This window comes from Citrobacter sp. XT1-2-2 (assembly GCF_023516235.1).
Classification (GTDB): Bacteria; Pseudomonadota; Gammaproteobacteria; order Enterobacterales; family Enterobacteriaceae; genus Citrobacter; species Citrobacter werkmanii.
On the sequence record NZ_CP097324.1, the window covers coordinates 1,656,655 to 1,676,048 of the forward strand.

Below are 19,394 nucleotides of genomic sequence, written 5' to 3' on the forward strand. Positions count from 1 at the left end.
GAAAAAAAATAGAAAATTTGATCGAGTGCTGATTTCTTCATCTAAGGCGAAGAAAGTTCTTATGATCTGGCACAGGAATTGTAGGCCTGATAAGCGAAGCGCCATCAGGCCCTGTTCCTGTCAGCATGCCGAATAGCAGCGTTGGACGCCTTATCCGGCCTACAGGAAGCGGTTAATCAACGCTGGCAGTGGTATGGACCATATAGTTCACATCTACGCCCGGACCGAGTTTAAAGCTGTTGGTGATCGGGTTGTAGTGCAGGCCGGTCATATGACGCTCTTTCAGCACGGTCTGATCTACCCACTGTAATAACTCTGCAGGCTTAATAAATTTTTTCACATCATGCGTGCCTTTCGGCACCATGCGCAAAATATATTCCGCTCCGACCACGGCCATCAGCCAGGATTTGCCGTTGCGGTTAAGCGTGGAGAAAAACACTTCGCCGCCCGGTTTGACCAGCCTGGCGCAGGCGCTGACCACCGACTGCGGGTCCGGCACGTGCTCCAGCATTTCCATACAGGTCACCACGTCATACTGGTGCGCATGTTTTTCCGCGTGCTCTTCGACGGTTTCCTGGACGTACTCGACCTGGATACCGCTCTCCAGCGCATGCAGTTTTGCTACCTGTAACGGTTCAAAGCCCATATCCAGGCCCGTGACGGTTGCGCCTTCGCGCGCCATACTTTCCGCCAGAATGCCGCCGCCGCAGCCGACGTCGAGTACCTTTTTACCAAACAGGCCGCCTGAGCGCTCCGTGATGTAGCCCAGACGCAGCGGGTTAATGCGGTGCAGTGGCTTAAATTCCCCCTCAAGGTCCCACCAGCGTGACGCGACTGCTTCAAACTTGGCAATTTCTTCATGGTCAACGTTGTGACTTACCGGGGGTTTTTCGGCATTCATTGGGGCTTCTACTCCTAAATTTGCGATGCAAATGAGTATATCAGCCTGACGGGATGAATAAAGCCTCTGTCAGGGGGAATCCATTTACCTGAATCTGTGCGAATGTGTTATAATTTGCGACCTTTGAATCCGGGATACAGTAGAGGGATAGCGGTTAGATGAGCGACCTTGCGAGAGAAATTACACCGGTCAACATTGAGGAAGAGCTGAAGAGCTCATATCTGGATTATGCGATGTCGGTCATTGTTGGCCGTGCGCTGCCAGACGTCCGAGATGGCCTGAAACCGGTTCACCGTCGCGTACTTTACGCCATGAACGTATTGGGCAACGACTGGAATAAAGCCTATAAAAAATCTGCCCGTGTCGTTGGTGACGTAATCGGTAAATACCACCCTCATGGTGATATCGCCGTTTACGACACCATTGTTCGTATGGCGCAGCCATTCTCCTTGCGTTACATGCTGGTAGATGGTCAGGGTAACTTTGGTTCTGTCGATGGCGACTCCGCAGCGGCGATGCGTTATACGGAAATCCGTATGTCGAAAATCGCCCATGAGCTGATGGCTGACCTGGAAAAAGAAACGGTTGATTTCGTCGATAACTACGACGGCACCGAACAAATTCCTGACGTCATGCCGACCAAAATTCCTAACCTGCTGGTGAACGGTTCGTCCGGTATCGCGGTAGGTATGGCAACCAACATTCCGCCGCACAACCTGACGGAAGTGATCAACGGCTGTCTGGCATACATTGACGATGAAGACATCAGCATTGAAGGGCTGATGGAGCATATTCCGGGTCCGGACTTCCCGACCGCCGCGATCATTAACGGTCGTCGTGGTATCGAAGAAGCCTACCGTACCGGTCGCGGCAAAGTGTACATTCGCGCCCGCGCGGAAGTCGAAGCCGACGCCAAAACCGGCCGTGAAACCATCATCGTCCATGAAATTCCATATCAGGTGAACAAAGCGCGCCTGATCGAGAAAATCGCCGAGCTGGTAAAAGACAAACGCGTTGAAGGCATCAGCGCGCTGCGTGACGAGTCTGATAAAGACGGTATGCGCATCGTGATTGAAGTGAAACGCGATGCGGTCGGGGAAGTGGTTCTGAACAACCTTTATTCCCAGACCCAACTGCAGGTTTCTTTCGGTATCAACATGGTTGCGCTGCACCATGGTCAGCCGAAGATCATGAACCTGAAAGATATTATTGCCGCGTTTGTACGTCACCGTCGTGAAGTCGTAACGCGCCGTACTATCTTTGAACTGCGTAAAGCCCGCGACCGTGCGCATATCCTTGAAGCGTTGGCGATTGCGCTGGCGAACATTGACCCAATCATTGAACTGATCCGCCGCGCGCCGACCCCGGCAGAAGCGAAAGCTGCGTTGGTTGCGCGTTCGTGGGAGCTGGGTAACGTGTCCGCCATGCTGGAACGTGCCGGTGATGACGCCGCGCGTCCTGAATGGCTGGAGCCGGAATTTGGCGTGCGTGACGGTCAGTACTACCTGACTGAACAGCAGGCCCAGGCGATCCTGGATCTGCGTTTGCAGAAACTGACCGGCCTTGAGCATGAAAAACTGCTCGACGAATACAAAGAGCTGCTGGAGCAGATCGCTGAACTGCTGCATATTCTGGGCAGCGCAGATCGTCTGATGGAAGTTATCCGTGAAGAGATGGAGCTGATTCGCGAGCAGTTCGGCGACGAACGTCGTACCGAAATCACCGCCAACAGCGCTGACATCAATATCGAAGATCTGATTAGCCAGGAAGATGTTGTCGTGACCTTGTCTCATCAGGGCTACGTGAAATATCAGCCGTTAACCGATTACGAAGCACAGCGTCGTGGCGGTAAAGGCAAATCAGCAGCACGTATTAAAGAAGAAGACTTTATTGACCGCCTGCTGGTGGCCAACACCCATGACACGATCCTCTGCTTCTCCAGCCGTGGTCGTTTGTACTGGATGAAGGTTTATCAGTTGCCGGAAGCCAGCCGTGGCGCGCGTGGACGTCCAATCGTCAACCTGCTGCCATTGGAAGCGAACGAACGTATCACCGCTATTCTGCCGGTACGCGAGTACGAAGAAGGTGTGAACGTCTTTATGGCGACCGCCAGCGGTACCGTGAAGAAAACCGCGCTGACCGAGTTCAGCCGTCCGCGTTCCGCCGGTATCATTGCGGTTAACCTGAACGAAGGCGACGAGCTGATTGGCGTTGACCTGACGTCCGGTAGTGACGAAGTCATGCTGTTCTCTGCCGCGGGTAAAGTAGTGCGCTTTAAAGAAGATGCCGTTCGTGCGATGGGTCGTACCGCGACCGGCGTACGCGGTATCAAGCTGGCAGGCGAAGACAAAGTCGTTTCTCTGATTATTCCGCGCGGCGAAGGCGCTATCCTGACCGTGACGCAAAACGGCTACGGTAAGCGTACCGCGGCAGAAGAGTATCCGACCAAGTCTCGTGCGACTCAGGGCGTTATCTCCATCAAAGTGACCGAGCGCAACGGCTCTGTTGTTGGCGCGGTACAGGTTGAAGATACCGACCAGATCATGATGATCACCGATGCAGGTACGCTGGTGCGTACTCGCGTGTCGGAAATCAGCGTAGTAGGGCGTAACACCCAGGGTGTGATCCTCATCCGTACTGCGGAAGATGAAAACGTCGTGGGTCTGCAACGCGTTGCTGAGCCGGTTGATGATGAAGAACTCGACTCCATCGACGGAAGTGCCGCTGAGGGCGACGAGGATATCGCGCCTGAAGCAGAAACCGATGATGATGCAGCGGATGACGCTGACGAGTAATTGAGATGTTATGAAAAGGGCCGGAGAAATCCGGCCCTTTTTTTAATTCATGCGTTCCACAATCATTGCGATTCCCTGACCGCCGCCAATGCACAGCGTGGCAAGCCCAAGCGTTTGATCGCGTGCCTGTAGCGCATGCAGCAGCGTAACCAGAATTCGTGCGCCGCTGGCGCCAATAGGATGCCCCAGCGCAATGGCCCCGCCGTTGACGTTAACCTTTTGCGGATCGAACCCCAGCGTTTTGCCGACGGCAAGAAACTGCGCGGCAAATGCCTCGTTGGCTTCGATAAGATCGATATCGGACAGCTGCAGCCCGCTCAGCTGTAGCGCTTTTTGCGTGGCTGGAACCGGCCCCATCCCCATCATCGCCGGTGCCACGCCGCCGCTGGCCCAGGCTTTGATCCGCGCCAGCGGTTTCAGCCCTGCCGCCAGTGCCGCAGACTCTTCCATTACCACTAATGCCGCCGCACCGTCGTTGATCCCCGAAGCGTTGCCTGCGGTGACGGTTCCTGTTTTATCAAAGGCCGGGCGTAAGGCGGCGAGCCCTTCCGCCGTTGAGTCAGCTTTGGGGAACTCGTCGCGCTCAAAGATGATGGTTTTTTTACGGGACGACACGCTGACGGGCACGATTTCAGCCTCGAATGCGCCGGATGTGATGGCAGCCACGGCTTTACGTTGTGACTGCAGTGCCAGTTCATCCTGCATTTCGCGGCTGATGCCGTACTCTTTGGCGACATTTTCTGCGGTGATCCCCATGTGGTACCCATGCTCGGCGCAGATCAGGCCGTCGCGCAGAATAACGTCTGACAATTGCCCATCACCAAGACGATATCCCCAGCGGGCCTTTGCGTCTAACAGGTAGGGGGCCTGGCTCATGTTTTCCATCCCTCCCGCCACGATCGCCTGAGCTTGTCCTGCCTTAATTGCGAGGGCAGCAAGCGCTACGCTTTTCAGGCCCGAGCCGCACACTTTGTTGACGGTAAAGCCGCAAACGGTGTCGGACAGGCCGCTTTTTAACAATGCCTGACGCGCCGGATTTTGTCCGAGTCCTGACTGCAACACGTTGCCCATAATCACCTCGTCCACGCGTTGAGGGTCAAGGTGAGCACGCTCAAGGGCGGCTCTAATGACGGTGGCTCCAAGCTCGACGGCACCCGTTGTTGCCAGTGCGCCGTTAAAACTGCCGATTGCGGTACGTGCCGCGCTGACGATGACACAGTTTTTCATTTTTCAGTTCCTTTTAAGAAGTTGTTGCCGTCAGAACAGGGTCAATCCAATAACAAAAATGACGCCGGAGAAGAGCAGGGCGGTGATGCAGTACCCCATAATGTCGCGCACGCCCAGCCCGGCGATGGCCAGAGCCGGTAGCGCCCAGAATGGTTGTGCCATGTTCATCCACTGCTCCCCGTAGGCGATGGCCATCACTGATTTGCCAAGATCGGCACCCAGCGCCTGCGCCGCAGGCATGACGAACGGTCCCTGAATAACCCAATGGCCGCCGCCGGACGGCACGGCAAAGTTAATCAGCGCTGAACTGAAGAAGGTCATCAGCGGGAAGGTATCTTTGTTGGCGACGTTAATGAAAAATTCGGTAATAAGCCCACCGAGACCGGAGTGCTCCATCATCAACTGAATACCGGCGTAGAAGGGGAATTGCACCAGAATCCCGGCGGTGCTACGTGCGGCAGCGCTGACGGCGCGCATATAGGCCATCGGTGTTTTATGCAGCAGCAGACCGGCAATCATAAACATCAGGTTGACGGTATTGATGGTGATGTTGAAACCTTTCTCAGCAAAGTAGATGCCCAGATAGGCAATACCTAATGCACCGATGATCAGTGCCAGAATGCGGCTTTCTTCCAGTTTTTCCGACGGCGGCGCGTCTGGCGGCAGCTTCTTCTGAAAATCAGCTTCTTCCAGTAATAGTTTCGGATCGATGCTCACCACATCTGCAGGTTTTGGCGTCATCATGCGCGTGATGAACGGCATTACCACAATCAGCGCCACGGTGATGAAGATATTGAAGCCGGTGAACAGGGTATCCGCGACGGGAATTAATCCCGCTATGTGCTCGACCGGGTTGCCAGGCGTTGCCGCCAACAAAGGCATTGAGCCGGAAAAACCACCGCCCCAGGTCAGGAAGCCGATGTAGGCGCAGGCAATCAGTAACGGATAATCGGAACCCGGTACCCGACGAGCGACTTCGCGGGCGAACATCGCCCCAACCACCAGACCGAATCCCCAGTTGATAACGCAGGCAACCGAACCAAAAAAAGTGACCAGCATTACGCCCTGGGCGGGGGTTTTGGCAGCGGATGCCGCCGTACGCAGCAGGCTTTTCACCGGCCCGGAACTGGCTAACGCATGGCCGGTCACGATGATTAGCGCCATCTGCATACCAAACGCCAGCAGGTTCCAGAAACCGTCACCCCAGAATTTCACCATGCTGATAGGCGTCTGTGGCGTTAACCATAGCGCGATACCGAAGGTCAGCAATGTTAACAACATGGCAAAAATCAGCGGGTCGGGCAGCCAGCGACTGACCACCCGTGTCATAAAGCGAGCGATGCGGCCAATCATGCGTCACCTCGCAGGATGAGCAGATCGTCGGCAATAGCAAACTGCGCTTCGGTTTTTTCACGCAGCGTGGCGATATCACATCCTTCGACAATTTCAGTCAGCCACATTTTGCCGTCAATAAAGCGGAATACGGCAAGTTCAGTGACCAGCATGTGCACAGCATGCTGCGCGGTGAGCGGCATGGTGCATTGCCGCAGGATTTTTGCTGAGCCGTCTTTCGCGCAATGCTCCATGGCAATAATGACTTTCCGTGCACCGGTCACCAGATCCATAGCGCCCCCCATGCCGGGCACCATCTTGCCGGGAACCACCCAGTTGGCAAGGTTTGCCTGCTCATCGACCTGTAACCCACCCAATACACAGGCATCAACGTGACCGCCGCGAATCAACGCGAACGACATGGCGCTATCAAACATCGCCGCGCCTGGCAAAATACCGCACGGTTGGCCGCCCGCGTTTACCAGGTCAGGATGCGCGGTGGTCACCGGGCCCAGTCCCAGAAAACCATTCTCAGATTGCAGCGTAATGTGAATATCTGCAGGCAAGTAGTTGGCTACCATGGTTGGCAGGCCAATACCTAAGTTGACGATATCGCCATCGCGAAGCTCTTGCGCCACCCGGCGCGCAATACGTTGTTTAGCATCCATGATTAGCTCTCCTGTGGAATGACGATATGGTCGATAACGGCGCCGGGGGTAACAATCTGGTCAGGCTGCAGCTCGCCTGTTTCAACCATTTCATCCGGTTCAACCAGCGTGATGTCAGCGGCGAGAGCAATCAGAGGGTTAAAGTTTCGGGCGCTGAGCTGGTAGGTGAGGTTTCCAAGCATGTCAGAGCGATGGGCGCGAATAAGCGCTAAATCGGCGCGCAATGGGCGTTCAAGCAACCAGGTTTTGCCCTCGAGCGTGATGGTCTGCTTACCATCTTCCACGATGGTGCCAACGCCGGTAGGCGTCAGAAAACCACCAAGACCCGCGCCGCCGCAGCGAATTTGCTCGATCAGGGTACCTTGCGGAACCAACTGTACGTCCATCTCGCCGGCAATCATGCGACGACCGGTTTCCGGGTTGGTGCCAATGTGCGAGGCAATGACTTTGCTCACCCGTCCATTGACGATCAGTGGCCCGATACCGGTATCGACAAATGCAGTATCGTTAGCAATCAGCGTCAGATCTCTGACGCCGGATTCCAGCAGGGCTTCAACCAGGCGAGGCGGTGTGCCTACCCCCATAAAACCACCGACCATGATGGTCATGCCGTCACGAAAGAAGCCTGTAGCGTCTTGTAAGGTAATCAGTTTTGTTTTCATTATGTTTCCCTTTTGCATACTCCATTTTGGGTACGCTCAGGGAAGTGCAAGCAGAATGCCAGGATGCTTTAAAAGACGTATTAATCTTTAATCGCTTGAATTTATTAATGTATTTCTATATTTCTAACGGGGAGGTAAAGCGAGGGGCTATGCAGAATTTTGCGCAGTGTGCAAAATTCTGCATAGCAAATTTGCGTATCAGGAACCCGAAGGGTCGATGCCGTACTCTTGTAATTTATACATCAGGGCGCGTCGGCTAATCCCCAGCATCAACGCCGTGCGGGTGCGGTTGCCGTCCTGACTGTCGAGGACTTCGAGGATAATGCGTTTTTCCTCACGCTTAATCTCTTCTTTCAGATTGCGCTCCCCGGAGTGAGTCGGTTTTGTCTCTGTCGTGGCGCTCACCGGGTTGCGGAAAGCGTCGGGGAGATCGTCGGCAAAAATTATCGCGCCAGTATTCATAATGACGGCACGTTCGATGACGTTTGACAGTTCACGAATGTTACCCGGCCAGGACCAGGCGGCGAGCATCGACATTGCCGTCGGGTCGATCTCGATAATATCGCGCTGATTTTCAGCGCTGAATTTTTGTAAAAAGTGGTTGGCGAGTAAGGCAATGTCTTCACGACGCTCGCGCAAGGGAGGCAAAGTTAAATGGATAACGTTGAGCCGGTAAAACAGGTCTTCGCGAAACGTTCCTTCCTTCACCATGGTTTGCAGGCAGCGGTTGGTAGCGGCGACGATACGAATATCAACGCGAATGGTCTGGTGCCCGCCGATGCGTTCAAACTCTCTCTCCTGCAAAATACGCAGCAGTTTGGCTTGTAACACCAGCGGCATCTCACCAATTTCATCAAGCAACAGCGTTCCCTGATGAGCGCGCTCGAATAACCCCTGACGCAACGTCTGTGCCCCGGTAAAAGCGCCTTTTTCGTGACCAAATAGCTCGCTTTCCAGCAGCGACTCCGGCAGAGCCGCGCAGTTAACTTTGATAAATGGGCCATTGGCGCGTTTGCTGTTGTAGTGAATGGCGCGGGCGATCAGCTCTTTTCCTGTGCCGCTTTCACCGCTTATCAGGACATTGGCCTGTGAGAGGGCGATTTTCGCCGTGTCTTTACAGATATCCATCATACGCGGACTGTTGGTCAGAATATGCCCCCACTGCCAGCTGGTGCTCAACGCTTTGTGTAGATTGCGGATTTCCTGTTTCATCTCCTGCAGTTGCAATGCGCGTTGAATCACCATGCTAAGCTCGTCGAGATCAAAGGGCTTAATCACGTAATCAAATGCGCCGCTACGTAGCGCTTCTACGGCGGTTTCGACTTCGGCATACGCGGTCATCAGAATGACGGGGATACGGGGTTGCTGGGCGCGCATCACTTTCAGCGCGTCGATGCCGTCCATCTCCGGCATACGAATATCCATCAGCACGACGTCTGGCTGTGTTTCGCTAAACAGGCTCAGCGCGGCTTTCCCGTCGCTGGCGCAATGCGTTTCATGCCCTTGCAGGGAAAATGCGGTGGCAAGCATACGGCGAACATTTTCTTCATCATCAACGATGAGAATACGGTATGTCGTTTTCATTCTGACGGATTTCCCAGCGGGTTAAGAGGTAAAATCAGAGTGAATATCGCCCCACAGCCAGGCTGGCTGGTTACGTGGATATCCCCCTGATGCGCATTGATAATGCGCTGGCTCAGCGCCAGTCCAAGACCAGTGCCTGATGCTTTCGTCGTAAAAAAGGGATCGAATATTTTCTTCTGAATGGCGAGATCGATACCATTGCCATTATCTTCAATCATCACGGCCTGTTGTGAGGCCGAGTATTGCCAGGTGCGAATGCGAATTTCGCCTCGCGCAGCGATCGCCTGTACTGCATTGATTAAAATGTTGAGGATCACCTGCTTGAGGAGTTCGCGATCGGCGACGATCGGCGGCAGGCTAGGATCTAATTCCGTGGTAAAACCAATCCGTGCCTGAAGGCCGGCGGTTTGCACCAGGATTAGCGTCTCTTCAATCAACGCATTGAGCTGAATCTGCTGCCACTGGCTTTGTCGCGGACGTGAAAAATCTAACAGCTGTTGAATAACTTTATTGATGGAATCAATTTCGTTAAGCACAACAGATAAATACTCCTGATGTTCCGGCAGGGAGGTTTGCTGGCGGATGATCTGGACGTAGCCACGGATTGCGGTCAGCGGGTTTCTCACTTCATGCGCGACCCCGGCCATCAGTTCACCCAGAGTGGCGAGCCTTTCGGTTTGCGCCAACCGACGCTGGGTCTCTTTCCGGGCGGTTAAATCGGAGAAAATAACCAGCGCGCCAATCAGTTCGCCGTGTGCGTTATGGATCCGGCTGGTGGTAACACTTATCTCAATGGTGCGTTCACGTCCCGGAAAGCTAATCTCCTGAGCCACGTGCTCAGTACCGTGCTCGAGAGTATCCAGTACCGGGCTATGAAACTGCGTATTGGCAAACAGCGTCGCATAAGATTGACCCACCAGCTCATGCAGTGTGTAGCCCGTTATCTGCTCTGCCGCCGGGTTCATGGTGGTGACGTCACCTTGTCTGTCGATGGCGATCACACCATCTGCGGCATTTTCAATAATCAGATCGTTGAGGGTTTTGGTGTCCCGTAGCGTTTGCGCCAGCGCATTAACGCTACGGCTGATTTGTCCTAACTCGCCGGGGAGTTCAGGCAGTCGGGCGGGCGTTTTTTGTGCCAGCGTTGAGAGTCCATCAGTGATAATGTCGATATTCGCACTGAGTCGGCGTGAAAAATGCACGATCAACAGCAGGCTAAAGATGAGCCCGGTAACCAGTACGGCAATTATCCTGACGTCCATTCTCCAGGCCTGCTGGCGAATATCTTGGGTTAGCTCATTGGCCCAGATGTACCCAATAACCTCTCCCTGGCGCTCTATTGGGATCATGGAGTTGAGTATGTCGCCACGCACCTGTCGCCCTGAATAGACCACTGGCGCATTGCTACTCATTACTTCGCGTCCCGGATGATCGTCGGTGATAGTGATACCTACATTGCTCTGATACAGCGCAGAGGGCGCGTAGGTGATAATGGCATCCAGCGCTTTGTGGTAATACCCTGCGCCAACGCCGGGAAACGCCCGGGTAATTCGCTCGGTAACAGGAGCTAACTCATGATTAAGCGCCCGAATGCGCTCTTCGCGCGGCAGGTTATCGTAGTCGTTAAAGCTGTCGCCCAGCGCATCGTTTAGCAGCGCTATGACTGATGACAGTTTTTTCTCTTTTTCAGATAAGACTGCTGAACGGCCTTCAGTTTCTACGATATAACCTATGGATATCGTCGGAATGATGACCATCAGAATGGCCATCATGATCATTTGGTTGCGTAATCGTCGTGGATATAACCGACGAGCCAGCCATCTCAGGTCGCGCATTCAGACATCCGTGCAGTGTGTTTCAGGCAAACGACGATTATCACGGGTTAAGACAACGGTTTCAGAGCGGTGTATCATATTCCCGTAAAGAGAGGGCATTGCGACGCCGGACATTTACCGCTACCTTAACCACACTCTATTAATGCCCTGAGGCGGAGCTTCGCCCCTTTGAAATACCTTGCTTCCGTTCATTCAACCCTAAAAGTCTCACGCTACCTGTTCAGAGCGTTGGCGCTCCTGATCTGGTGTCTGATCGCTTTTGCCTCCGTGTTCTACATTGTGAACGCGCTGCACCAGAGAGAGTCTGAGATCCATCAGGAACTTAACCTCAGCTCCGACCAGGCCCAGCGTTATATCCAGCGCACATCGGATGTTATTAAAGAGCTGAAATATATTGCCGAGAATCGCTTAACGGCGGAAAACGGCGTGATGTCGCTGCGGGCGCGGGATGACAAAACCGTCGTACCTAATTTTGAGCCGCTGTTTGCCGACTCCGACTGTTCGGTGGTGGGCAACGCCTGGCGAGGTTCTCTGGAGTCGCTGGCGTGGTTTATGCGCTACTGGCGCGACAATTTTTCTGCTGCCTATGATTTGAATCGCGTATTCCTGATCGGCAGCGATAATCTCTGTATGGCGAACTTTGGTCTGCGTGAGATGCCCGTCGAACGTGACCAGGCCCTGAAAGCGCTGCATGAGCGCATTATTAAGTATCGCAATGCGCCGCAGGATGAAAACGGTAATAACCTGTTCTGGATTAGCCAGGGGCCGCGTCCTGGAGTGGGCTATTTCTATGCGCTGACGCCGGTTTATCTTGCCAACCGTCTGCAGGCGCTGCTGGGCGTGGAACAACCTATTCGCATGGAGAACTTCTTCACGCCGGGCAGTTTGCCGATGGGGGTGACCATTCTCGATGAAAATGGTCATGCGCTGATTTCGCTCACCGGCCCTGAGGGGAATATTAAGGCTGAACCACGCTGGATGCAGGAGCGTTCCTGGTTTGGCTATACGCCGGGTTTTCGCGATCTGGTGCTGAAGAAAAATCTCCCGCCGTCATCGCTGAGCATTGTGTACTCTGTTCCGGTTGATCTGGTGCTGGAGCGGATCCGCATGATGATCCTGAACGCTATTCTGCTGAATGTGCTGGTCGGCGCGGCATTGTTTATGCTTACGCGTATGTATGAGCGGCGTATTTTTATTCCTGCGGAAAGCGATGCTCAGCGCCTGGAGGAACACGAGCAATTTAACCGTAAAATCGTGGCTTCCGCGCCGGTGGGGATTTGTATTTTGCGCACGCTGGATGGCATTAACATCCTGAGTAATGAACTGGCGCATACCTATCTGAACATGCTGACGCATGAAGACCGGCAACGGTTAACGCAAATCATCTGCGGCCAGCAGGTTAATTTTGTCGATGTGCTGACCAGTAACAATACCAATCTGCAAATCAGCTTTGTGCATTCGCGCTATCGCAATGAAAACGTGGCAATTTGCGTCCTGGTTGACGTCAGTGCGCGCGTTAAAATGGAAGAGTCGTTGCAGGAGATGGCCCAGGCGGCGGAACAGGCGAGTCAGTCCAAATCGATGTTCCTTGCGACAGTGAGCCATGAGCTGCGTACGCCGCTGTATGGCATTATCGGTAACCTCGATTTGTTGCAAACCAAAGAGTTACCCAATGGGGTGGATCGCCTGGTGACGGCGATGAATAACTCTTCCAGCCTGCTGTTGAAAATTATCAGCGATATTCTCGATTTCTCGAAAATTGAATCTGAACAGTTGAAGATTGAACCGCGCGAGTTCTCACCGCGTGAAGTGATGAGCCATATTACGGCAAACTATCTGCCGCTGGTGGTGCGTAAGCAGTTGGGATTGTACTGTTTCATCGACCCGGATGTGCCCGTCGCGTTGAATGGCGATCCTATGCGTTTACAGCAGGTGATCTCCAATCTGCTGAGTAACGCGATCAAGTTTACCGATACCGGCTGCATTGTGCTGCATGTGCAGTGTGACGGTGATTACCTCAGTATCCGTGTGCGTGATACCGGGGTGGGTATCCCCGCCAAAGAAGTGGTCCGTTTGTTCGATCCTTTCTTCCAGGTGGGCACTGGCGTACAGCGTAATTTCCAGGGAACCGGGCTCGGTTTGGCTATCTGTGAAAAACTGATCAGCATGATGGATGGCGACATTTCCGTTGATTCAGAACCGGGAATGGGCAGCCAGTTTACGCTCCGTATTCCTCTTTATGGCGCCCAGTATCCGCAGAAAAAAGGCGTAGAAGGACTGGCTGGCACCCGTTGCTGGCTGGCGGTGCGTAACGCATCGCTGTATCGCTTTGTCGAATCCAGTCTGATGCGTAACGGGGTGACCGTGCTGCGTTATGAGGGGCAGCGCCCGGATGCTGATGACTTGTTGGTTGCCGATGATGTGCTGGAACAGGCGTGGCAAGGACGTGCCGCGGTGATTTTCTGCCGTCGCCATATTGGGATTCCGTTGGAAAGGGGGCCAGGGGAGTGGGTGCACAGCGTGGCGTCACCGCACGAACTGCCCGCGCTGCTGGCGCATATTTACAGCGTTGATCTGGGGAGTGAAGAACTCTCGACGGCGCTACCCGCCCCGGATAAAGTCGGCGCTACCAACGATGACATGATGATACTGGTGGTCGACGATCATCCTATCAACCGGCGTTTACTGGCCGATCAACTGGGATCGTTGGGATATCAGTGTAAAACGGCAAATGACGGTGTCGATGCCCTCAATGTACTGAGTAAAAACCATATCGACATCGTGCTGAGCGACGTCAACATGCCAAACATGGATGGTTATCGCTTGACTCAGCGCATCCGCCAGTTAGGTTTAACGTTGCCGGTTGTGGGCGTGACGGCAAACGCGCTGGCTGAAGAGAAGCAGCGGTGTCTGGAATCCGGTATGGATAGCTGTCTTTCCAAGCCAGTGACATTAGATGTATTGAAGCAAACGCTGACGGTCTATGCGGAAAGAGTGAGGAAGGCGCGGGGATAAAGATGCCGGATAGCGGGGTTTGCCTTACCAGGCCTACGGAACAAACTGTTCGTAGGCCTGATAAACGCAGTGCCATCAGGCAGTTAATTACTCTTTATCTGAAGGACTCAGCGTCACGGAAGAGAGGTAATTCAACAGCGCGATATCGTTTTCCACACCGAGTTTCATCATCGCCGATTTTTTCTGGCTGCTGATGGTTTTAATACTGCGGTTGAGCTTTTTGGCAATTTCAGTCACCAGGAAACCTTCGGCAAACAGGCGCAGAACTTCGCTCTCTTTCGGTGACAGGCGTTTGTCGCCATAGCCACTGGCGCTGATTTTTTCCAGCAGACGAGAAACGCTTTCCGGAGTAAATTTCTTCCCCTTTTGCAGCGCGGCCAGCGCTTTCGGCAGGTCTGTTGGCGCGCCTTGCTTCAGGACAATCCCTTCAATATCGAGATCCAGCACCGCGCTCAGGATGGCCGGGTTATTGTTCATGGTCAGTACAATAATCGACAGGCTCGGGAAATGGCGCTTGATGTATTTTATTAACGTGATCCCATCACCGTATTTATCTCCCGGCATGGAGAGGTCGGTAATCAACACATGAGCATCTAACTTAGGCAAATTGTTGATCAGTGCTGTGGAGTCTTCAAATTCGCCGACAACATTAACCCACTCGATCTGTTCAAGTGACTTACGAATACCGAACAGTACAATCGGGTGGTCATCGGCAATAATTACGTTCATAGTGTTCATGTATTGGGCTACCTTGCTACAGCAAGCTCTTGACGTATGCGTCAATGTCGCTGATGTATTTTTCTATACCTGGAGCATCTTTCTCTTGAATAAGATGTTCCAGCGCTTCACATAACTGCTTGCCGGGTACCAGATTAAGCATGGCAAACACGCCTTTCAGGCGATGAGCCGTTTGGGCTAACGCAGCGAAATCACTGATTGCTGCCTCAGTATACAACCTCTTAACATCATCCGGTACTGTGTCTACAAAGAGTGCATAGTAACCGCTGGCATGAAGTTCGGCGTTTGCATCTCCGCCGAGAGGGAGCTCCTGGAGCTCTTCTTGTGCCAACTGCTCTTCTATCAGCTCGAGGACAGCTTCCTGCATAGCATTGCTCATATTAAAGTTGACGCGCAGCTGGCCGGGGCCAATTTTCCGTACGCCAGACTCATCATCGCTTAAAAGCAAGCCCGAGGCAGTAAGATTAGACGGATTATCTGTTAAAAAGAGATCATATTCTTGACTATTCAACCGTTCGTCGGGCGTGATGCAGGTTGCCCCCCAGTTTTCCAGTTGACGTAATACAATGCTCCGTACGTCATTAGAGGTCACATCAACCATCACGCAGACGTCATCTAACAGGCGCTCTTCACTATCAGCATGTTGATCGTGCAGAGGCATTTTAACATGGACTATATAACGTGTTCCAAGCTCTTCCCGCGCTTTAATGTTCAGGTGTCCACCCAGCTTACGGGCTAACTGATCGCACAGCCAAAACGTTAATGGGTTGGCTTTGCCATAACGATCGCCTTGTGTGTCATTAATGAACGGGAAATGCAGGTTATCAACTTCCTGTAGCGTGACGCCTTCCCCGGTATCCAGAATGCGGAAGGTCAGACGTTCAGCTTCCGATTCATCCTGATCGACCTCCAGTGTGATTTTACCAATCTGCGTGGTGGTTACCGCATATTGAATCAGCAACAGCAAAATACGACGTAGGGCATCGCGGTCGCCACGGCGTTCGTCATGAGCGCTAAGGTGATTTTTAATCAGTAGCTGCAGCCCTTTACGCTTAATAGCCGGCAACACCTCCGGGACCACGTCGTCAATCAACGCCTGCACGGAAAACAGCGTCGATTCACCTTTCCAGGCGTCGCTTTCCAGCAAGTTAGCCAACTGGATTTCATCCACCATGCGAACCAGAACGTCGGCCTGATTGGCCAGTTTTTGGCTGTCGGGGGTATTGAGCGCGGCGGCATTAGCAGCCAGTGTTTTAGCCGGGTCCTTCAGCGCATTACCAATATTCTGCATAAAGGCCGCGCGGGCCTGCTGGTTTTTCTCATACAGCCGCTGCGCTTGCTTCAACTTCTTATTAACCAGTACTTCACGGTCCTGGTCACGAATGATAAAGATCTGCGTTCGCGATGAGATCTGGCTGCGAAACAGCCTGATTTCATACAGTTCATTATTGATAGTGGCCTGAATAACGCCCTGATGTTGTTCCGCCATACTGGTAATATTTTGCAGATTTAAATGCGGCAGCAGGTGGTCGGCAATTTTATTGCTAATTACCGTGCGGTTGGCTTCTTGATCGTGCACCAACAATCCCAGCGGCAGCAGGGAAACAATCTCTTCATTGATCGCACGCAGGATCCGCAGTTCATTATTTGCCGCATGATTTGGCGCCACTTCGGTTGAACGGGCAGGGAGGTGACGAAAGGTGGTATAACCAAACAGCGCCAGGGCCAGCAACGCGATGTTCAGTAACAGCGGCAGCAGAATGTTTTGCAGCGTATCGAGTAGCAATGAGCCAAATGGAACCTGCCAGACCAGCCGCATATCCGTCGTGTCCAGCGCCGATGAGATCTCAATTTTACTGTTGTTGAAGCTAATACTGACGCTGTCAGGCGACTCTTTTTCATTAACATGTTCAGTCGTTGAACTGGCATCAGGGACCAGATGGAAACTGTCCAGCGGCATGCCGGCAGGGATCAGGTCATTAATCGGCAGGTCAAAGGCGACAACCGTTGCCAGATGTCCCGGCTGATTAAAGGTCGTGCGCAGCGTGAAGTAATGTCCGTTTTGCCAGACCAGACGGCGCAACGACGAGAAGCTTTCGCGCTCATCCAGCGCATTGGCCTGCTGCAACATTTCAGCGCGCCGGGAGTCGACAATATTACCGATCGTCGATTCCTTAAAGCCGGAAGTCAGATCTTTTAGCGGCAATGTTGAGATAAGGATCAGGCTATTGTCCTGACCATTAAGGTAATACATTGACCATGGAATATTTTCCGCGCCCCACAGCGTATCCAGATAGGTTGAGATTCGTTGGGTCATCTCCAGCGTAGAGCTGTCATGTGAGCCGAAAATCAGCGCCTCGGTTTTTCTGCGAGGTTTTTCAAGATAGTAGACATCTTGTTTCAGGCGAGTTTCCTGCAGCCCTTCTGCGCCAGGCGAGCCCGGCGTGGCGGCAATATTGTCATAAATTTGCCAGGTCACGTATCGCCAGGTATCGACCCTTTTATGAATGGCATGGGTGATATCGACAATCTGATAGCTCTTATCCTTTAGCCAGGTATTGACGGCGCTCTGGACCATGACGCCCATCATCACCAACAGCACCACGATCAGTAATAAGAAGTAACGGGTAATATTTCCCGGTAGTAGGGAGAATCGGGTAGAAGCCGTTGTGTCAGACTGACTCATTCGTGTTTATGACCTGTTAAACGACGCGAAAGTTGAAGGGGCAGTATAAAGGGTAATGTATGAATTGCCATACCTGGACCATGCCACAGAGTTTGCATTGTCTACGTCACATTTTGCTGCAACCCTCCGATGGTGCAAAAGTGTACAGCGGATAATAACGGGTACAAATATTTTGTAGTGGATGTATACATTTAGCATTAAATAACAAGAAATTAATAATAAGGTTTATTTCTGATCTCGACGTGACGGGATGATTAATAGACGTGATAGTTTTTCATCGGTAGCACAGAGCAGTCAGCTTTGTGTAAAGAAGAGTAAAAAAAAACCGAACGCAGAGCATTCGGTTGAAATAGGGGTAAACAGACATTCATGAATGAATGACGGTAATAAATAAAGTTAATGATGATAGCGAGTCTATTTTAGTTGCGAGTGAAGATTTTTTTTTATCATTCGGTGCTATGGTTGCCATTTGTTTAATTTATTGATTTATATATATTTTATAATGATTCTTGACTATTTGTGCTTATTCTCTCCATTTTCTTAATTAAAAAAAGTTCCCTTTTGTTAATATTTTGAAACATCTACATAGATAAATGAAACATCTTTAAAGTATTAGTATCATATTCGTGTTGGATTATTCTGTGTTTTTGCGGAGAATGAAGTTGCCGACTGGTTAATGAGGGTTAGCCAGTGAGCAGTGGCATAAAAAAGCAATAAAGGCATATAACAGAGGGTTAATAACATGAAAGTTAAAGTACTGTCCCTCCTGGTACCGGCTCTGCTGGTAGCAGGCGCAGCAAATGCGGCTGAAATTTACAACAAAGACGGCAACAAATTAGACCTGTACGGTAAAGTCGATGGTCTGCACTATTTCTCTGATGACTCTTCTAAAGATGGTGATCAGACCTATATGCGTATCGGCTTCAAAGGCGAAACCCGGTTAACGACCAACTGACCGGTTATGGCCAGTGGGAATACCAGATCATGGGTAACTCCTCTGAAAACGAAAACAACGCCTGGACCCGTGTGGCGTTTGCTGGTCTGAAGTTCGCTGATGCAGGTTCTTTCGACTACGGTCGTAACTACGGCGTGGTTTACGACGTAACGTCCTGGACCGACGTTCTGCCGGAATTCGGTGGCGACACTTACACTTCTGACAACTTCATGCAGCAGCGTGGTAACGGCTTTGCGACCTACCGTAACACCGACTTCTTCGGTCTGGTTGATGGCCTGAACTTTGCCATTCAGTACCAGGGTAAAAACGGTAGCCCGGAAGGCGAAGGCATGACGGGTGTGACCGGCAACGGTCGTGATGCACTGAATCAGAACGGCGACGGCGTTGGCGGATCTATCACCTATGATATCGGTGAAGGCTTCTCCCTGGGTACTGCAGTCACCAGCTCTAAACGTACTGACGAGCAGAACAAGCTGAACTTCGGTACTGGCGATCGTGCTGAAACTTACACTGGTGGTCTGAAATACGACGCGAACAACGTGTACCTGGCAGCACAGTACACCCAGACCTACAACGCAACGCGTGCGGGTAAGTTGGGCTGGGCTAACAAAGCGCAGAACTTCGAAGCTGTTGCGCAGTACCAGTTCGACTTCGGTCTGCGTCCGTCTGTGGCTTACCTGCAGTCTAAAGGTAAAGACCTGAACAATGGTTACGGTGACCAGGACATCGTGAAATATGTTGATGTTGGCGCAACCTACTACTTCAACAAAAACATGTCCACCTATGTTGATTACAAAATCAACCTGCTGGATGACAACCAGTTCACTCGTGATGCTGGCATCTCTACCGATGATATCGTAGCACTGGGCCTGGTTTACCAGTTCTAATCTGCGCTTATTATTGTTAAAAGGCCCTGCGGGGCCTTTTTTAATGCTTTTTTTTCGCCGTACAAACAACGATTTTTGGTGTACTCTTGCGCCCGTTCGCATGAGGATA

11 protein-coding genes and 1 pseudogene are annotated in these 19,394 nt (G+C 52.2%); 3 read left to right on the forward strand and 9 right to left on the reverse strand.

Features of this window, described 5'->3' with window-relative positions:
• Nucleotides 1-172: 172 nt before the first annotated feature.
• The gene (gene ubiG / locus M4I31_RS07815) at nucleotides 173-901 is read right to left on the reverse strand and encodes a bifunctional 2-polyprenyl-6-hydroxyphenol methylase/3-demethylubiquinol 3-O-methyltransferase UbiG (RefSeq protein ID WP_038642230.1); all 729 of its coding nucleotides are present in this window, start codon (nucleotides 899-901) and stop codon (nucleotides 173-175) included.
• Between the two features lie 158 nt (nucleotides 902-1,059).
• Here ubiG and gyrA point away from each other — a divergent pair, with 158 nt between their 5' ends.
• Nucleotides 1,060-3,696, forward strand: coding sequence for a DNA topoisomerase (ATP-hydrolyzing) subunit A (gene gyrA, locus M4I31_RS07820; protein ID WP_069323406.1), 2,637 nt, complete (start codon nucleotides 1,060-1,062; stop codon nucleotides 3,694-3,696).
• A gap of 42 nt (nucleotides 3,697-3,738) precedes the next feature.
• Here the strand turns inward: gyrA and M4I31_RS07825 are convergent, their stop codons facing one another.
• The 6 genes from M4I31_RS07825 to atoS form a co-directional block, all read right to left on the reverse strand.
• Nucleotides 3,739-4,923, reverse strand: coding sequence for an acetyl-CoA C-acetyltransferase (locus M4I31_RS07825; protein WP_085047839.1), 1,185 nt, complete (start codon nucleotides 4,921-4,923; stop codon nucleotides 3,739-3,741).
• Nucleotides 4,924-4,953: 30 nt separating this feature from the next.
• On the reverse strand, nucleotides 4,954-6,276 hold the full coding sequence (locus M4I31_RS07830; protein ID WP_085047840.1) for a TIGR00366 family protein: 1,323 nt from the start codon (nucleotides 6,274-6,276) through the stop codon (nucleotides 4,954-4,956).
• Nucleotides 6,273-6,923, reverse strand: coding sequence for a 3-oxoacid CoA-transferase subunit B (locus M4I31_RS07835; protein ID WP_038642222.1), 651 nt, complete (start codon nucleotides 6,921-6,923; stop codon nucleotides 6,273-6,275). Before M4I31_RS07835 ends, M4I31_RS07830 begins: the two co-directional genes overlap by 4 nt.
• A 2-nt stretch (nucleotides 6,924-6,925) precedes the next feature.
• The gene (atoD, locus tag M4I31_RS07840) at nucleotides 6,926-7,585 is read right to left on the reverse strand and encodes an acetate CoA-transferase subunit alpha (protein ID WP_069323408.1); all 660 of its coding nucleotides are present in this window, start codon (nucleotides 7,583-7,585) and stop codon (nucleotides 6,926-6,928) included.
• A 198-nt stretch (nucleotides 7,586-7,783) separates the two neighbouring features.
• Nucleotides 7,784-9,169, reverse strand: coding sequence for an acetoacetate metabolism transcriptional regulator AtoC (gene atoC / locus M4I31_RS07845; RefSeq protein ID WP_085047841.1), 1,386 nt, complete (start codon nucleotides 9,167-9,169; stop codon nucleotides 7,784-7,786).
• The gene (gene atoS, locus M4I31_RS07850) at nucleotides 9,166-11,004 is read right to left on the reverse strand and encodes a two-component system sensor histidine kinase AtoS (RefSeq protein WP_085047842.1); all 1,839 of its coding nucleotides are present in this window, start codon (nucleotides 11,002-11,004) and stop codon (nucleotides 9,166-9,168) included. The genes atoC and atoS overlap by 4 nt, the downstream gene beginning before the upstream one ends.
• Nucleotides 11,005-11,172: 168 nt before the next feature.
• On the opposite strand from atoS, the gene rcsC reads away from it, so the two are divergent.
• On the forward strand, nucleotides 11,173-14,019 hold the full coding sequence (gene rcsC, locus M4I31_RS07855) for a two-component system sensor histidine kinase RcsC (protein WP_085047843.1): 2,847 nt from the start codon (nucleotides 11,173-11,175) through the stop codon (nucleotides 14,017-14,019).
• 87 nt (nucleotides 14,020-14,106) lie between these two features.
• On the opposite strand, the gene rcsB is transcribed toward rcsC, so the two are convergent.
• Both rcsB and rcsD read right to left on the reverse strand, forming a co-directional pair.
• Nucleotides 14,107-14,757: a response regulator transcription factor RcsB gene (rcsB, locus tag M4I31_RS07860; protein ID WP_003027592.1), complete on the reverse strand. Its 651-nt coding sequence runs from the start codon at nucleotides 14,755-14,757 to the stop codon at nucleotides 14,107-14,109.
• Nucleotides 14,758-14,773: 16 nt separating this feature from the next.
• Nucleotides 14,774-17,443, reverse strand: coding sequence for a phosphotransferase RcsD (rcsD, locus tag M4I31_RS07865; RefSeq protein WP_085047844.1), 2,670 nt, complete (start codon nucleotides 17,441-17,443; stop codon nucleotides 14,774-14,776).
• Between the two features lie 742 nt (nucleotides 17,444-18,185).
• Here rcsD and M4I31_RS07870 point away from each other — a divergent pair.
• Nucleotides 18,186-19,285, forward strand: a pseudogene (locus M4I31_RS07870) (porin OmpC).
• Nucleotides 19,286-19,394 lie beyond the last annotated feature (109 nt).